The following is a 15,644-nucleotide window of genomic DNA, read 5'->3' as shown; positions in this document are numbered from 1 at the left end:
GGGTCACAAGTCCTTCGTCAAGGGTACCGAGGCGTGGGAGCGGATGAACTCCAGACTCCCCTCGAAGATCTCAGGCGCGTCGTTGTCGAGGGTGGCGACATGGTAGCTGTCCGCCAGCTCCCTGACCTCCAGATTGTTTCCCATTTTCGCCTGCAGGAACGCGACGCTCCCCGGCTTTACCACGTGGTCGTCCCTGCTGTGGAACACCAGCACTGGCCGGGTCACCTTGGCGATGTCGGACTGCACGAGCCTCCACAGTCGGGGGAGCGTGGCGGCGGCCCGGACGGGCGTGCGCGGATAGCCGAGCTCGCTCACGCCCTCCTTCTTGATGTCGCCCGCCACCCCCGGGATCGAGCGTACGACGTGCTTGAGCGCCGGGGCCAGCCGCAGCAGCGGCACGTCGTTGACCACGGACGGGTTGACCACCACGACGCCCGTGACGGCGTCGCCGTGGACCTCGGCCAGGCGCAGCGCCATGCAGCCGCCGAGGGACAGGCCCATCACGAACGCCTCCGCGCACCGCCCGCGCAGGTCGGCGAACGCCTTGTCCAGCTCGGCGTACCAGTCCTCCCAGCGGGTGCGGCTCATCTCCTGCCATGTCGTGCCGTGTCCGGGCAGGCGTGGCAGGGAGACCGTCAGCCCCGCCCCGGCCAGGTGTTCACCCCACGGCCGCAGGGACTGCGGCGAGCCGGTGAACCCGTGACAGAGCAGGACGCCGATATCGCCGCCCTCGTGGTGGTACGGCTCCGCACCGGGCAGCACTGGCATGGGTTACCTCCGTGAAACGGCGGCGTGTTCCGCCCGATACTCGCACGTTGGTCAGCGTTAGTGCGAGAGGGCTGGGCGTGCGAAGATGACTGCACATCCGAGCCGAGGGGGTGCCCGCGTGTTTTACTGGGTGGTGAAGGCCATCCTCTGGCCGATCCTCCGCTTCGTGTTCCGCCCCTGGGCCGAGGGGGTGGAGAACGTGCCGAAGGAGGGCCCGGCCATCCTGGCCGGCAACCACCTGTCGTTCGCCGACCACTTCTTCGGGGCCGGATTCCTGCCGCGCAAAGTCATCTCTCTGGGCAAGGCCGAGTATTTCACCGGCCGCGGCCTCAAAGGAGTGGTGAGCCGCGCCTTTTTCTCCGGCGTCGGCACCGTCCCGATCGACCGCTCCGGCGGCAAGGCGAGTGAGGCGGCGCTCCGCACGGGCCTGCGCATCCTCAGGGAGAACCACGTGCTCGGCATCTACCCCGAGGGAACCCGCTCGCCCGACGGCCGCCTCTACAAGGGCAAGACGGGTGTGGCCCGGCTCGCGCTGGAGTCCCGGACACCCGTGATCCCGTGGGCCATGGTCAACACGTTCGAGATGATGCCCCCCGGTCGGCCGTTGCCCAAGTTCGGCATCCGCCCCGGCGTCCGATACGGCAAGCCGCTCGATTTCTCCCGCTATTACGGCATGGAAAACGACCGCCTCGTGCTGCGCGCGGTCACCGACGAGATCATGTACGCGCTGATGGAGTTGTCGGGCCAGGAGTACGTCGACAAGTACGCCGCGGCGGCCAAGACGGAAACGACCAGGGCAGCTCGCGAGAATTCCTAATACTTCCGGACCGGACGGGTAACGTGGCGGTGTTCGCCGCGCACGTTGGGACGTTCAGACCCGTTCAGACACGTTCGGATCGGAAGGCGTAGGAGTATGCCAGCACGCAGGCACCGCACATGGGCCCAGCCCGGCGCCGCGAGGCACGGAGCGGACGACGGAGCGGACGGCCCGTCCCCGACCCCGGCGAGCAGGCTCGCCGCGTCCGGCGGGGCAGTGGCCCGGCACGCAGCCCGGGACGCCGCTCGAGGGCGCGCAGCCGGGGACGTCACTCGCGGGCGTGCCGCCCGGGAGGCCGCTCGCGGGCGCACTGTCCGCGACGCCGCTCGCGGATGCCCCGCATGAGCGTCCGCGAGGAGCAGCAGGCCGACACCGGATATCTGCCGCACCGCCAGATTCTGGTCGTGCTTTCCGGAGTGGCGGCCGGAATGCTGCTGGCCGCCCTCGACCAGAGCATCGTCGGCACGGCCCTGCCGCGCATCGTCAGCGAACTCGGCGGCCTCGACAAGCTGTCGTGGGTGGTCACCGCCTACCTGCTCACCTCGACCGCGGCGACCCCGCTGTGGGGCAAGATCTCCGACCTGTACGGCAGGCGGGTGATCTTCCAGACCGCCATCGGCATCTTCCTGATCGGCTCGGTGCTGGCCGGGCTGAGCCAGAACATCGGCCAGCTCATCGGGTTCCGGGCGATCCAGGGCCTGGGCGGCGGTGGCCTGATGGCGCTGGCGTTCAGCATCATCGGCGACGTCATCCCGCCGCGCGAGCGCGGCCGATACCAGGGCTACTTCGGCGCCGTCTGGGGCACCTCCAGCGTCGCCGGGCCGCTGCTCGGCGGCTTCTTCACCGACGGCCCCGGCTGGCGGTGGATCTTCTGGATCAACCTGCCGATCGGGCTGATCTCGCTCGTCGTGACCTCGATGGCGCTGCGCATCCCCTTCACCCGCCGCAGCCACCGCATCGACTACCTGGGCGCGGGGCTGATCATCGCCGGCGTGTCGTGCTTCCTGCTCTACCTCGACTGGGCGGGCGGCGAGGTCGGCTGGACCGCTCCCGGCTCGCTCGCCCTGCTCACCGGATTCGTGGCGCTCGCGGCCCTGTTCGTGTTCGTCGAACTGCGGGCGGCCGAGCCGATCCTGCCGATGCGGCTGTTCCGCAACAAGATCTTCAGCGTGGGCAACGGCTTCAGCTTCCTCGCCGGCCTTGCGATGTTCGGCGGCATGATCTTCCTGCCGGTCTACCTCCAGGCGGTCCAGGGCATGTCGCCGACCGTGTCGGGCCTGGCGCTGCTGCCGGCGGTCTTCGGCATCTTCTCCACGTCGATCACCTCCGGGCAGATCATGAGCCGGACCGGCCGATACAAGATCTTCCCGATCCTGGGCGGGGCGGTCCTCCTGGTGGCCATGTGGCTGCTGTCCACGATCAGGGTGGACACGCCGTACTGGCAGGTGGCGGTCTACGCGTACCTCTTCGGCGCCGGGCTCGGGTTCACCATGCAGACGATCGTCACGGCGATCCAGAACGCGGTGGAGCGCAGCGACATGGGCGTGGCGACGAGCTCGGCGACGTTCTTCCGGATGATGGGCGCCGCCATCGGCACGGCGATCATGGGGGCGGTCCTCACCAACCGGCTCACCCATTACCTGGCCGCCGAGTTCGGCGGCAGGATGCCGCCGGGGCGCGTGGACGCCAACAACGTGCAGGCGATCCAGCAGTTGCCGCAACCGGTCAAGGACCACGTGCTGGTCGCGTTCACCAGTGCGATCGACGACGTGTTCCTCGCCAGCCTGCCCTTCGTCGCCCTCGCGCTGGTCGTGGCTCTCTTCCTCAAGGAGATCCCGCTCGCCGCGCGGAGCACCGAAGGCCCGGCCGCCATGGGCTGACCGCTCGCGCACCCGGCTGCGTGCGGCCCGGCGAGAGCCGGGTGGTTCTCCGCCGGCGTGGCGAACGGGCTCGCCCGAGTCGAGCCGGTGCGGTGCCGGGCCGCTGCGATCTCTTGCGCGCGGCCCGGCTTTCGCGACTGGTGGTGACGGCCCACCTGGGTCGGCGATGCCGGCCTTGCCGCTCTCCTGGAGCGGGCTCAGGTGAGGTGTGCGCGGATCTCGCGGATGTGGGCCGGGGTGGTGCGGCAGCAGCCGCCCACGTAACGGGCGCCGAGTGAGGCCCACCCGGCCGCCGCCCTGCCGAACTCGACGGGATCGGCGAGCCCCAGCCAGCGCCGGTTCGCGGCGTCCCAGGTCTCGCCGGAGTTCGGGTAGACGATCGAGGCTCCGTGCTTGATCAGGTCGGGTATGAACCGCGGCGCGGTGCAGTTCACGCCCACGGCGACCACCTGCGGGAGGTCCGCGAAGATCGCCGCGCACTCCTCGAAAGGCGTCCCGTCGCTGACGTGCTCGCCGTCCCGGCAGGAGAAGGCGACCCACGCCCGCACGGCCGGCGTCTCGCGCAGGAGCCGCGCGAGCGCCCGCGCCTCGGCCCGCGAGGGGATCGTCTCGCACGCCAGCAGGTCGGCCCCGGCGCCGGCGAGGATCTCGAAGCGCTCCCGATGCCACTCGGCCAGGCCGTCCTCATCCAGGTCGTAGTCGCCGGTGTACTCCGCGCCGTTGGCCAGGTAGGCGCCGTACGGCCCCACGCTCGCGGCGACGAGCCCGTGCCCTGCCTCGTCCCTCGCCTGTACGGCAAGCGTCACCGACAGCCGGACGAGGTCGCGGGCCTCCTGAGGGGTGAGGCCGTGCCGTACGAACCCGGGGACGCTCGCCTGGTAGCTCGCCGTGGTCGCGACATCGGCCCCGGCCCTGAAGTAGTCGAGGTGCGCCTGACGGATGACGCCGGGATCGTCGGCGAGCAGCCGTGCCGACCACAGGTCGTCGCTCAGATCGCAGCCGAGTGCCTCCAGGTGCGTGGCGAGACCGCCGTCCAGGACGATTGGGTTCATACCGGGCAACATTACGTGCTCGCGCGGGCAGTCGCCGGGCGGCTGGGCGCCCACAGCCGGTCGGCGTCGCCGGCGGCGAGCCGGCCTCGGTAGACGTCGATCTTGTGGTCGATGAGCCTGAGGTTCTCCTGCACTTCGGCGAGCCTGGCGGCCACCTCGGCGCGGTGGGCTTCGAGGAGAGCAAGCCGTTCCTGCTCGTTGCCGGCTCCGGCGGAGACGAGCTGGGCATAACGCCGGATGGCCTTGATGGGCATGCCGGTGGCCCGCAGCTTCGTGCAGATGACGATCCATTTGAGGTCGAGCTGACGGTAACGCCGCCGGCCGCCGGCGGTGCGGCCGACGGGCGTGACGACCAGGCCGGCGCGTTCGTAGTAGCGCAAAGTGTGCGCGCTGACTCCGGTGCGGCGGGCGGCCTCGGCGATGCTCAGGCCCTCCTGCGGGTCCGGGTGAGCGGGTTCGGACACCGCCTGCGAATCGACTTCGAGCACGCTCGAAATCCTAGCGTCGTGGCCGTTACCCAAGCCCGCACCGCTGGTCACCGGCAGTGCCTGCCGATCGGGCCCTCATCCCGACCTGAGCCTGCTCCCGGCCGGGCCGCTGGTTGTGGTGCTGTCCCCGGTGAGGAACCGATCGGCGATCCCACGCGTTGGCGGCACATGGGGCTGAAAGGGCTCATCAATCGGTTGCTGCGCCGCCGGTCTCCCGTCCCCGCAGGTGGACGCGACGATCGGCCCGACACGGGAGGGGTGAGGGAGCCGCGGCGTCCCGCACCCACCCCGCCGTCCGACGTCATTCGCCTACCCGAACCCTCGTAAGGGCTTCGCCCACAGCGGAACCGAACCGATGCGGCCGGGCCCGGCTTCCTCGCCGGTGTCCCGGCCGCGCTCGTTTCAGCCCTGCCGTGTGGCGGCCTCTCCCGGGTGCCGTCTCACGATCGCTTCCAGAAGGGACGCCGGCCTTCCTTCGCGCCGGGCGCGGAGCCCGTGGAGCCCGTGGAGCCCGGGGACGTGGAGCCCGGGGACGCGGGACCCTTCGAGGCGGAGCCGGAGCCGCCGGTCAGAGCGGTCAGCAGGTCGGCCGTCCGCCGCCAGAGGTCGTCGAGTGAGACCTCGGCCCACTCGGCCCTCTCCAGATCGGCCGCGAGCGCGGCGAGGTCCGGGTGGTCGCCCACCATCTGGGCGACGACGCGCAGGCGACTGGCGAGATCCGCCAGATAGTGCCTCCGCTCCCGCTCGGGCAGCGACTCCGCCTGGCCCAGCTTCGCGAGCTCCTCGGCCAGAATTGGCCGGATGCCCTCGAAATCCGTGACCGGTGTGGTCCCCCCGCCGGGATGCGGGAGGAAGCGACCGACGGAGAACCCGCGGGAGGCCCGCTTGGGAGCCGGTGCGGGCGCTGCGGCGTAAGGCGGGGCGGGAGACGCGGCAGGGGGTGCGCCGGGCGGTGGGGCCGCTCCGATGAGCCGGTCCGCCGCCGAACCGGAAGCCGTCTCCGGCCCGGCCGTGGTGAAGGCGGCCATTCTCGCCATCATCGGCGCGCCCGCCGCCATCATCGGCATCGCGGTCGGCATCTCCCAGCCGCTCGGCGGTTCGACCGGCTGGATCACTCGATGCTCCGGGCCGCCCTCGGCGGCGACACGGGTGTCGACCGCCACGAAGGCGGTGAACCGGCACAGCACGCCGAAACGCAGCGAGATGTCGACGATCCGCTGTTCGAGGGAGTGGTCGCCCATGGCGTATCGGTCTTCCAGACCGCGCAGATGCGCCCGCGCCCACACGGCCCGGGCCGCCGGGCCGTGGGCGGGACGGCCCTCGATCCGCTCCTCCCAGGGGCGGCCGTCGGCCGTGCGGCCCTGCACGGTGAGCGCTCCGGCGGGCCGCCGTCCCCGGTAACGCCCGCTCACGACCAGAGGGACGCCGGGATAGAGCGAACCGGCGTGCGTGACGGTGTCCGCCACGAGATCCATGCCTTCCGCCTTCAACGCGACGTCCGTCACCAGCGGCGAGCCGATGCGGCGGTGGATGTGCTCCATCGCCGCGTCGAGCCGGTCCTCCGACTCGACCAGCTCGCAGCGTCCCGAGCCGAGCAGGGCCAGCCGCCCGAGGAACCCGGCGTTCACCGCCCTGTCGATGCCCACGGTGTGCACCCGGATGTTGTGCAGCCGGGCGCCGACGCGTTCGAGGATCTCGTCCTCGTTGCCCACCTGGCCGTCGGTCACCAGGACGAGCACCCGATCGCGTGCCTGCCCGCCGGACGGACCGGATTCGCCGGGCCGGTCGTCCTCGCGGAGCCGGCCGTGGCCGCCGGGGTCCGTGCCGGTGGCCGGCCCGGGGGCGGGCGCGTTCCGGCCGTCGAGCAGGCGCAGGGCCTCCTCCAGGGGAGCGAGTATCTCCGTGCCCCCGCGGGCGTCGAGCCGGGACAGGTGCTCGACGGCGCGGTATCGGTTGCGGTCGCTCGCGTCCACCAGGCCGCCGGAGAAGGCCCGCTCCACCACCGAATCGAACGAGAGCACGGCGAACCGGTCATGCCGGGTCAGCGTGTCGACGATCCGGGCCGCGGCGCGCCGTGCGGCCACCATCTTCCAGCCCGTCATGCTGCCGGAGCGGTCGAGCAGCAGGACGACCTCGCGGGACGCGGTCCGGGCGGCGTCCTCCTGCGGCGGCAGCAGGGTCAGCACGAAGGTCCCCTCGGCGTCCGCCGCGTCCGCCGCAGGGCCCTTGCCGCTGCCGTCGGCCGCGCCTTCGCCGGATGAGCGGGCGTCCGCGGCGTCGTCCGGGACGAGCGCGAGCGACGAGGAGGCGTCGAACGCCAGGCGCAGGATGAAGTCACGGTCGAGCCGCTCGCCGGGCCGCAGCCTGATCGTGTCGCCCTCCCGCTCGACCTCGTGCAGGCTGGAGCGGACCTCCCGCAGGTCGAGCCCGGCGGCGTCGAGCGTCGTCGTGAGCGACAGCCGTACGGGATAGGGGAAGCCGGGAAGCAGGACGGGCGGCGTGATCCGGGAGGCGTCGGGCACGGCGTCGGTGTCGGGCGACACGCCGTCGCCGGCCGGAGTCCCGGGCAGCGGAGCCCCGGGGATGTAGCGGGGCGCCACGACCAGCGGGAAGCGGAATTCGGCCGCGCCGTCCTCGTAGGGAAGCGGCTGGCTCAGCGTGAGGCGGACGACCACCCGCTCCCCGGGGACGATGTTGCCGACCCTGATCGTGAACACGTCGGGCCGGTCCTCCTCGGCGATCGCCGCGCGCCTGCCCTCGGCGAGCGCCCGGTCGTAGTCGGCCCGTGCCTGCCCGCGCTCCTTGAGCACACCGTCGACCACCCGGTCGTCCGCCTCCATCCGGAAGGCGGTGACCGCGGCCCGCGGCGGCAACGGGAAGACGTACGTCGCCTCCAGCGACACGTCGAAGGGATTGCGGAAGGCCTGGACGACCTCGACGCCCGCCACCAGCCCGGTGACGTGGGCGGCGACGTCCACGCTCTCCAGCGGAAGGTTGCCCTTCTCGGTCTCCAGCGCTCCGAGCCCGGCGTCCGGCACTGGCCGGCACTCCTCCGGCCGCAGAGGTGTGATGGGAACGGTCATGACGTCATCCCTCCAGCGTGGCGGAAGCGTGTGGATCGAGTGCCGAGGTGTCGTGGGTGTCATGGGCGCCGCCGAACGGCCCGGCCAGGCCGAGCGTGGCGAGGGCCGCGAGGAGCGGTGCCGCGGCCCGGCGCAGCGCGGCCACCTCGTGACCTTCCGGGACCCGGTGGGCCGGATCGAGCAGGACCGTCACCCCGGGTGCCAGGCGCACACCGTGCATGACATCCGGGAGCGTGGCGTTCACGTGCGCGATGCCCCCGTGCGTTGTTTCCCTGTGTGCTGTGTCCCCCTGCGTGCCGGCGGCAGGCGTGGCGTCCGCGTGCGGGGCGTCGCCCTGCCCGGCGGGCGGCGGCCCTTCCAGCGGTGGCGCCGCGACCGGCAGGAGAGCCCCGGGGGATGCGACGGAATCAGGAGGGGAGCCGGCCGGGCCGGACGCCACGGGGGAAGGCGCGGTGACGGCGTCGGGAAGATCGGTCGCGAAGTGGCCGGAGGCCGCCGTGGCGGCGGATGAGGCCGGGCGAGCCCAGAAGCGGTCGCGCGCAGCCGGCCGCGCGACGTCCGGTATGGCGGGTGCGGTGCCCGTCTCCGGCCTCGTTCCGCACCAGTCGGGCGCCGGCGGTGTCGCGGTCTCCGGTGCGCCCAAGAGGTGGTTCGCGGCGTTCGCCGCGGCCGGGGCCGCTGGGCTGCGCGGGGCAGGCGGGGCGAGCGGCCGGGGCGCAGGTCCGGGCGGCGGCTCGGTGAGCCCGGCGGCGCGCTGGAGCATGGCGTCGGTCGCGCCCGCCAGCTCCGCCTGGATGGCGGCGATGGACAGGCCGTCGGCCTGACGGCGCTTCACGGCCACGAGCTGGAGCAGGTGACGGCGGCCGTAGAAGGCCACCCGGCCGCGCCGGCCCAGCGGAGGGTCGAGCAGCCCGATCGTGGTGTACCAGCGGATGAGACGTTCGTTCGGCACCTCGCGGACCCTGCCGTTGGCGCGCTGCTCCGGGCCGTTGACGCGTTGCTCTGGGCCGTTGACGCGTTGCTCTGGGCCGTTGACGCGCTGCTCCTGACCGTTGTCGCGAGGCTCCTGGCCGTCGTCGCGCGGCTCCTGGCCGAGCAGGCCCGCCGCCCGCTCCGCCAGCTCGCCGATCGTCCAGGTATCGCTCATGCCTCCACAATGACACTGTCACAATGACACTGTCAACGTCGTCTCCGTCATGCGGCGCCATGGTTTTCGAAGAGTTCGTCTCGGCGAGGCGTGCCGCTTCTCCCGCCGTTCACACGAGACGGGTCGACTGGGCCACGCGACGTGTGCGACGTGCCGCCGGGGGACAAGAAGACGCCGGACAGGAAGACGCCGGACAGGAAGACGCCGGACGGAAAGACCGGTCGGGCGCCGCCGGGCGGGCGGGGGGCGCGGGGCGACCCGGCCCGGTCGGGGCTCGACGGTCGCGCGGGAACGAACGATCGGCCCGTCGGGGGCAGACCGGCATGACCAGGGGCGGGTCAAGGAGGCGGTCAGCGGTGCAGGGTACTTCCGTACGATCGGCGGCGCTCTCGGCGCTGCCGGGAGCGTTGTGGCGCACGGCGTTCGCACGGCCCGGCGACGGCCGCGAGCCGCACGCCTGGGGCGAGCCGTACGCGCAGGGTGATCCGGACGGCCCGTTCCCGCCGGACGTGCTGCGGGGCCTGCCGCCCGGCTTCACCGGCCGGATCGTGGCGCGGTCGGGAGAGCGGGCCGGAGGAGTCGCCTGGCACGCGGCCCCGGACGGCGGCGGATGCTTCCCCGACGGGGACGGCTGGATATACGTGTCCAACTGCGCGCTGCCGCTTCTCGGAGGCGTGACGGCGCTGCGCTTCGCCCCGGACGGGAGCCTGCGCAGCGGATATCGCATCCTGTCCGGCGCCGACCGCAGCGGGGCCGGCGCCGCGACACCGTGGCACACCTGGCTGTCGGGGGAGCGGACGCCGTACGGCCGGGTCTTCGAATGCGACCCGTACGGCCTGCGCGCCCCCATGCCCCGGCTCGCGATGGGCCTGTTCGCCCACGGCGGCGTGGCCTGCGATCCCGACCGGGGCGTCGTCTACCTCACCGAAGGTGAGCCTGACGGCTGCCTGTACCGGTTCCGCCCGGACGACTGGGGCGACCTCACGACGGGCGTGCTCGAAGTGATGGTCGGCACGCTCGGCGAGGAGTCCGTGACCTGGGAACGGGTGCCGATCCCGGCCACGGCCCATGTGTCCCTGGGTGAACACGTGCCGCTGCGCGAGCAGGTGAAAGGGGCCAGGAGGTTCGCGGGCGGCGGTGACTGTCACTATTCCGACGGCCTGGTGCGATTCGTCACCGAGGGCGACGGCCGGGTGTGGGCGTACGACGCCGCCCGCGAGTGCCTGACGGTGCTGCACGACACGGCCGGCCGGTCAGGCGGCGGGGAGGACGGCGAGATCACTCTCGTCGCGGGGGACCGTGCGGTGCCGTTCCTGCGCGTCACGGGCGGCTGGGCCGTCGCGGGCCCCTCTCTGTCGCCGGCCGGCGACAGGCTCTACTTCTCCTGCCGTCCACCGCAGGATGCCCGGCCCGCCCCGGCCGCCGTGACCGTCGAGGTCCGCGGGCCGTTCCCCGATCTCGTACGCGCCTGAGCCGGCGCCGCGCGCGGCTCCGCGAGTCGCGAACGACGCCTCCGCGCCGGACGGCCCTTGCCCAGCCACGCACCCCTCCGGCATGTTCGGCCGGCCGTCAGGCGGTTCTTTCGCGGTGGCCGAGGAGAGCACCATTTCCAGAATTGTCAAATCGCACACAAAAGAGATATCCGAGAGCAGCGATTCGCGGCGAAGTCAACGTCATTTCTTTGTTTGTTCTCCCGTGTGACGCGTGATATTCAATTGGTCGCCAATTGTCGCCCGGCCTGCGCGGAGGGATCACGTCATGAACGAGCACTCGGCCGACGCCGCTTGGCGCGTCGATCGCCGCTGCACCAACTGCGACGCCGCCCGGCAGCTCGCACCGGACCTGGTCGCCGAGGTTGACGGCCGCTCCTCGGTCGTCCGCCAGCCGCGCACCGACGCGGAGGAAAGGGCGTTGTACGCCGCGGCGTTCGCGTGTCACACCCGATCGATCCGGCGCGGCGAGCGCGGGCCGGACCCGGCGTTCGATCCCTTCCCCCTTCGCCTTTCCGAGCACGTGCACCTGTGCGGGCACAACTCGCGGCACACCGCCGGCGCGAATTCCTATCTGCTGCGCCGGCCGGCCGGAAACCTGATGATGATCGACACGCCGCGCTGGAGTTCCGCCCTGGCCGCGAAATACGCCGCCCTCGGCCCGATCACCGACGTGCTGCTCACCCATCGCGACCATGCCGCGCACGGCCGCGAATACGCCGACCGGTTCGGCGCCCGCCTGTGGATCCACGAAGGAGATCTGGTCGCCGCGCCGGACGCCGACGGCGTTATCCGGGGCACCGAGCCGATCGAGATCGCCGGCGGTGTGACAGCGCATCCGCTGCCCGGACACACCGAGGGCAGCGTGCTGTATCTCGCCGACGAGACCTACTGCTTCAGCGGTGACAGTTTCTACTGGTCCCGGACCGACGGCGACATCGCCGTCGCCGAGTCGGTCACCTGGTACTCCATCACCGAACTGGCCGCATCGCTGGCCCGCACGGCACGGCGGGTGCGCTTCGAATGGCTGCTGCCCGGCCACGGCGACCGCAAGCAACTGCCTGCCGACGAGTTCGCCCGCCGGATGCGCGACCTGGCCGGCCGCAGCCGGCGGCTCTCGCCTCGGCCGATCGACTTCGCCGCGGTGCGCTGGTGACCCACCCGGCTCCGCGGCGAGGAGAACCCGTGCCGTCCTGGCCGATGTCGTCGTCACCTACCCGCTCACCCACCCCGAGGATCGGGCCGGGCGCGATGGCGCACAGCGGAGTGTACGATCGTACGCATGGCTATCGGGGACTACTTCGCCGGGGACCCGCGCACCAACCGCGAGCGGATGCTCGCCGGTGATCTCTACATCGCCGACGACCCCGACAGCGCCAAGATCGCGCAGCGGGCGGTGGCGCTCCTGGAGGCCTACCGGCTCCAGACCATCGCGGGCGACCACGACCTCGCGCGGCAGACTCTGGCCCAGGTGCTGGGCAGCCTCGGCCCGGACGCCTATGTCAAACCGCCGCTGTTCGTGGACTACGGCGAGAACATCCACATCGGCGCCCGCACGTTCATCAACTACAACCTCACCGCCCTGGACGTCGCGACGATCACCATCGGGCAGGACTGCCAGATCGGCCCAGGCGTCCAGCTCCTGACCCCGACCCATCCGGTCGAACCCCAGCCCCGCCGCGACAAGCTGGAGGCGGCCAGACCGATCACCATCGGCGACAACGTCTGGCTCGGCGGCGGAGTGATCGTCTGCCCGGGTGTCGACATCGGGGACAACAGCGTCATCGGCGCCGGCGCGGTGGTCACCCGCGACATCCCCGCGAACACGGTCGCGGTGGGCAATCCCGCCCGCGTCGTCCGAGCGATCTGAGCCCGCCATGACCGGCACCCCGAACGATCCCCGGCCCGCCGGCTCGCCTGCCCGCCGCACAGACCCGGGACGCCGCGACCGGATCATCGACGCCTGCCTCGACGTCATCGCCGAAGCCGGGGTCGCCGGCACCTCCCACCGCCGGGTGGCCGCGGCGGCGGACGTGCCGCTCGGCTCCATGACGTACCACTTCGCCGGCATGGACGAACTCCTGCAGGAGGCGTTCACCCGCTTCGCCCACACCGTGAGCGACCGCTTCGAGCGGCGGATGGCCGCCGCCGAGGACCCGCGAGCCGCCAAGCAGGCCGTCGCCGACATCATCACCCGCGACGTCTTCGGGAACCAGCGCGAACTCGTCCTCACCCACGAGCTGTACACGCTGGCCGCCCGCGACCCCGGCTACCGCGACCTCACCAACGCCTGGATGACCCGCAGCCGGCGCGCCCTGGAACGGCACTTCGACCCGACCACGGCCCGCCTGCTCGACGCCCTCATCGAAGGCCTGACCATCCACCGTGCCCTCGACACCGAACCTCACGACGCCACGGTCGTGACCACCGCGATCGAACGCATCGTGCCCGGCTCGCCATGAACCGGCATGGATGAAGCCGTCAGGAGCAGGGGTCGTGCGGTACGGCGGCGGTGGCGTTCTCACCCGCCGCCGCGACCGACGCGCGCCCCGCCGCACCGATCCCAGCATGGAGATCATGGTAGGGACCGCCCGGACGGACCCGGAAGGTCACAGGTCCCTGGCCCATACCTGGTCGTTGACGGGGATGCCCGACTCCTCGCCCGGGGACTGCTCCACCAGTTCGAACCCCGCGGCCTGGTAGATCCTGCGGGCGCTCCCGAGCACGTCGCGGGTCCAGAGCATGATCCGCCGGTAGCCTGCGGCCGCGGCGAAGCGCAGGCACTCCTCGACCAGCCGCCCGCCGATGCCCATGCCGCGCGCGGACGGCTCGACCAGCAGCAGGCGGAGCTGGGCCGTCGTGTCGTCCTTGCGCACACAGAAGAGGCACCCCACCGGCTCGCCGCGCACCTCGGCGATCCATGCCGCCTCCCGGCGGGGGTCGTGGTCCTCGACGTACTCGGCGACGATTCGCGCGACCAGGGCCTCGAACGCGGCGCCCCAGCCGTACTCCTCGCTGTAGAGGACCCCGTGCCGGTGCACCACCCAGCCGAGGTCGCCCGCACGCGGCGGCCTGATCACGTACGGCTCGCGCCGCTCGGCGGGCTCCAGCACGCTCCGCACGGTGCCCATGGCGGAGACGAGCCGCCGGCGTTCGGGCTCTGTCAGCTTCGCGAGCAGTGTCTCGATCTCGACGGCCGAGCGCCGGTCGAGCACGGCGAAGGTGTCGCGGCCCTTGGGGGTGAGCCGTACGACCTGGCGGCGGGCGTCCTCGGCCGACCGCTGCCGGGACACGAGCCCGTCGCCCTCGAACCTGGCGAGGATCCGGCTCAGGTAGCCGGGGTCGAGACCGAGCATGGTCCTGATGTCGGCGGCGTCGGCCGCCTCCCGGGTGCCGAGTTCGAACAGCACCCGCGCTTCGGTCAGGGAGTAGGGGGTGTCGTGCATTCCCGCCCCGAGCACGCCGATGACGGACGTGTAGAAGCGGTTGAACGCGCGGACTTCCGGAACGATGTCCATTTTTCCCTTGCCTAGCTCAAGGAAATGCTTGACGCAGTCAAACATAGGGCTGCGGCGAGCCGTTGGGAAGACGTCTCTCACGACGCCGGCGGTCTCGTCGTGCGAGACTGAGTTGGTCTGGTCGGCCGGGTGGCGTAGCCTCTCCTTTTGGTCTAGACCATTGAGATAGGCTCAGGCAGAATGCGGTGCGGTGGAGCGCCGGGGTCTGCGTCGGGCCGGCCGCGCCATTCCACGCGTAATCCCAGATGGAGGAAAAACCCGTCATGCGTATTGGAGTCCTGACCGGAGGCGGCGACTGCCCCGGGCTGAACGCGGTGATCCGCGGCGTCGTCCGCAAGGGCGTCGGCGTGTACGGGCACGAGTTCGTCGGGTTCCGGGACGGCTGGCGTGGCCCTCTGGAGGGCGACACCATGCCGCTCGACATCCAGGCCGTCCGGGGCATCCTGCCGCGCGGTGGCACGATCCTCGGCTCCTCCCGCACGAACCCGATCAAGATCGAGGGCGGCGTCGAGCGGATCAAGGAGAACCTCGCCGCGCAGGGCGTCGACGCGCTCATCGCCATCGGCGGTGAGGACACGCTGGGCGTGGCCAAGCAGCTGTTCGACCGCGACGTGAAGGTCGTCGGCGTGCCCAAGACGATCGACAACGACCTCAACGCCACCGACTACACCTTCGGCTTCGACACCGCGGTCAACATCGCGATGGAGGCCATCGACCGGCTGCACACCACCGCGGAGTCGCACCACCGCGCGCTGATCTGCGAGGTCATGGGCCGTCACGCGGGCTGGATCGCGCTGCACGCGGGCATGGCCGCCGGCGCCAACGTCATCCTCATCCCGGAGAAGCCGTTCGACATCGAGAAGGTCTGCGCCTACGTCGAGTCGCGGTTCAAGACCCGCTACGCGCCGATCATCGTCGTCGCCGAGGGCGCCCACCCGCTCGAGGGCCAGATGACGCTGCAGGCCGGCGAGCTGGACGCGTTCGGCCACGTGCGTCTCGGCGGCATCGGCGAGATGCTCGCCAAGGAGATCGAGAAGCGCACCGGCAAGGAGGCCCGCACCACGGTCCTCGGCCACATCCAGCGCGGCGGCACGCCGACCGCCTACGACCGGGTGCTGGCGACCCGCTTCGGCCTCGGCGCGATCGACGCGGTGCACGAGGGCGACTACGGCAAGATGGTCGCGCTGCGCGGCACCGACATCGTCCGCGTCGGCCTCGCCGAGGCGACCGCCGAGCTCAAGACCGTGCCGGCCTCCCGGTACGAGGAGGCCGAGGTCTTCTTCGGCTGATCGGTCGCGGGCCGTCACCACGGCCCGCGCACGATCCGGTACGGCTCCCGCGTCGCCCCGCGGGAGCCGTACGCATGCGAGGCCCCGAACGGCGCCGTGGGAACCGCGGGGG

General features: G+C 71.8%; 13 protein-coding genes. 7 read left to right on the top strand and 6 right to left on the bottom strand.

Translation table 11 applies throughout. The annotated features are described in order from the left end of the window. Positions 1-3: 3 nt before the first annotated feature. A complete protein-coding gene (locus tag ACQEVJ_RS31160; protein WP_433107217.1) occupies positions 4-768 on the bottom strand; it encodes an alpha/beta hydrolase in 765 nt (254 codons plus the stop codon). Between the two features lie 118 nt (positions 769-886). On the opposite strand from ACQEVJ_RS31160, the gene ACQEVJ_RS31155 reads away from it, so the two are divergent. Continuing rightward, complete coding sequence (locus ACQEVJ_RS31155; RefSeq protein ID WP_433107215.1) at positions 887-1,585, top strand: lysophospholipid acyltransferase family protein; 699 nt, start codon at positions 887-889, stop codon at positions 1,583-1,585. A gap of 341 nt (positions 1,586-1,926) precedes the next feature. After that, positions 1,927-3,465, top strand: a complete 1,539-nt coding sequence (locus tag ACQEVJ_RS31150) for an MDR family MFS transporter (RefSeq protein WP_433107213.1) — start codon at positions 1,927-1,929, stop codon at positions 3,463-3,465. A gap of 197 nt (positions 3,466-3,662) precedes the next feature. Here ACQEVJ_RS31150 and mmuM read toward each other — a convergent pair whose 3' ends face one another. The 4 genes from mmuM to ACQEVJ_RS31130 all read right to left on the bottom strand — a co-directional run bounded on the left by mmuM (position 3,663) and on the right by ACQEVJ_RS31130 (position 9,235). Next, complete coding sequence (gene mmuM / locus ACQEVJ_RS31145) at positions 3,663-4,517, bottom strand: homocysteine S-methyltransferase (protein ID WP_433107211.1); 855 nt, start codon at positions 4,515-4,517, stop codon at positions 3,663-3,665. 11 nt (positions 4,518-4,528) lie between these two features. Then, complete coding sequence (locus ACQEVJ_RS31140; protein WP_433107209.1) at positions 4,529-5,005, bottom strand: MerR family transcriptional regulator; 477 nt, start codon at positions 5,003-5,005, stop codon at positions 4,529-4,531. Between the two features lie 440 nt (positions 5,006-5,445). Beyond that, a complete protein-coding gene (locus ACQEVJ_RS31135) occupies positions 5,446-8,088 on the bottom strand; it encodes a VIT domain-containing protein (RefSeq protein WP_433107207.1) in 2,643 nt (880 codons plus the stop codon). Between the two features lie 4 nt (positions 8,089-8,092). Next, positions 8,093-9,235, bottom strand: a complete 1,143-nt coding sequence (locus ACQEVJ_RS31130) for a MerR family transcriptional regulator (RefSeq protein ID WP_433107205.1) — start codon at positions 9,233-9,235, stop codon at positions 8,093-8,095. A 356-nt stretch (positions 9,236-9,591) separates the two neighbouring features. Between ACQEVJ_RS31130 and ACQEVJ_RS31125 the strand changes: the two genes are divergently transcribed. The 4 genes from ACQEVJ_RS31125 (at position 9,592) to ACQEVJ_RS31110 (ending at position 13,187) form a co-directional block, all read left to right on the top strand. Continuing rightward, entirely contained in the window at positions 9,592-10,707 is a 1,116-nt protein-coding gene (locus tag ACQEVJ_RS31125) for an alkaline phosphatase PhoX (RefSeq protein WP_433107203.1), read from the top strand. A 286-nt stretch (positions 10,708-10,993) separates the two neighbouring features. Continuing rightward, positions 10,994-11,881, top strand: a complete 888-nt coding sequence (locus ACQEVJ_RS31120) for an MBL fold metallo-hydrolase (protein WP_433107201.1) — start codon at positions 10,994-10,996, stop codon at positions 11,879-11,881. A 126-nt stretch (positions 11,882-12,007) separates the two neighbouring features. Next, positions 12,008-12,595: a sugar O-acetyltransferase gene (locus ACQEVJ_RS31115; RefSeq protein ID WP_433107199.1), complete on the top strand. Its 588-nt coding sequence runs from the start codon at positions 12,008-12,010 to the stop codon at positions 12,593-12,595. Positions 12,596-12,602: 7 nt separating this feature from the next. Then, positions 12,603-13,187, top strand: coding sequence for a TetR/AcrR family transcriptional regulator (locus ACQEVJ_RS31110; RefSeq protein WP_433107197.1), 585 nt, complete (start codon positions 12,603-12,605; stop codon positions 13,185-13,187). 147 nt (positions 13,188-13,334) lie between these two features. Here ACQEVJ_RS31110 and ACQEVJ_RS31105 read toward each other — a convergent pair whose 3' ends face one another. After that, a complete protein-coding gene (locus ACQEVJ_RS31105) occupies positions 13,335-14,243 on the bottom strand; it encodes a bifunctional helix-turn-helix transcriptional regulator/GNAT family N-acetyltransferase (RefSeq protein ID WP_433107195.1) in 909 nt (302 codons plus the stop codon). Between the two features lie 263 nt (positions 14,244-14,506). Here ACQEVJ_RS31105 and ACQEVJ_RS31100 point away from each other — a divergent pair, with 263 nt between their 5' ends. Continuing rightward, positions 14,507-15,532: a 6-phosphofructokinase gene (locus ACQEVJ_RS31100; RefSeq protein ID WP_433107193.1), complete on the top strand. Its 1,026-nt coding sequence runs from the start codon at positions 14,507-14,509 to the stop codon at positions 15,530-15,532. Positions 15,533-15,644: the final 112 nt, after the last annotated feature.

The organism is Microbispora sp. CA-102843, from assembly GCF_050936215.1.
GTDB lineage: Bacteria > Actinomycetota > Actinomycetes > Streptosporangiales > Streptosporangiaceae > Microbispora.
The sequence above is the reverse complement of the archived record's forward strand: the minus strand, read 5'-3'. Positions and strand labels throughout refer to the sequence as shown.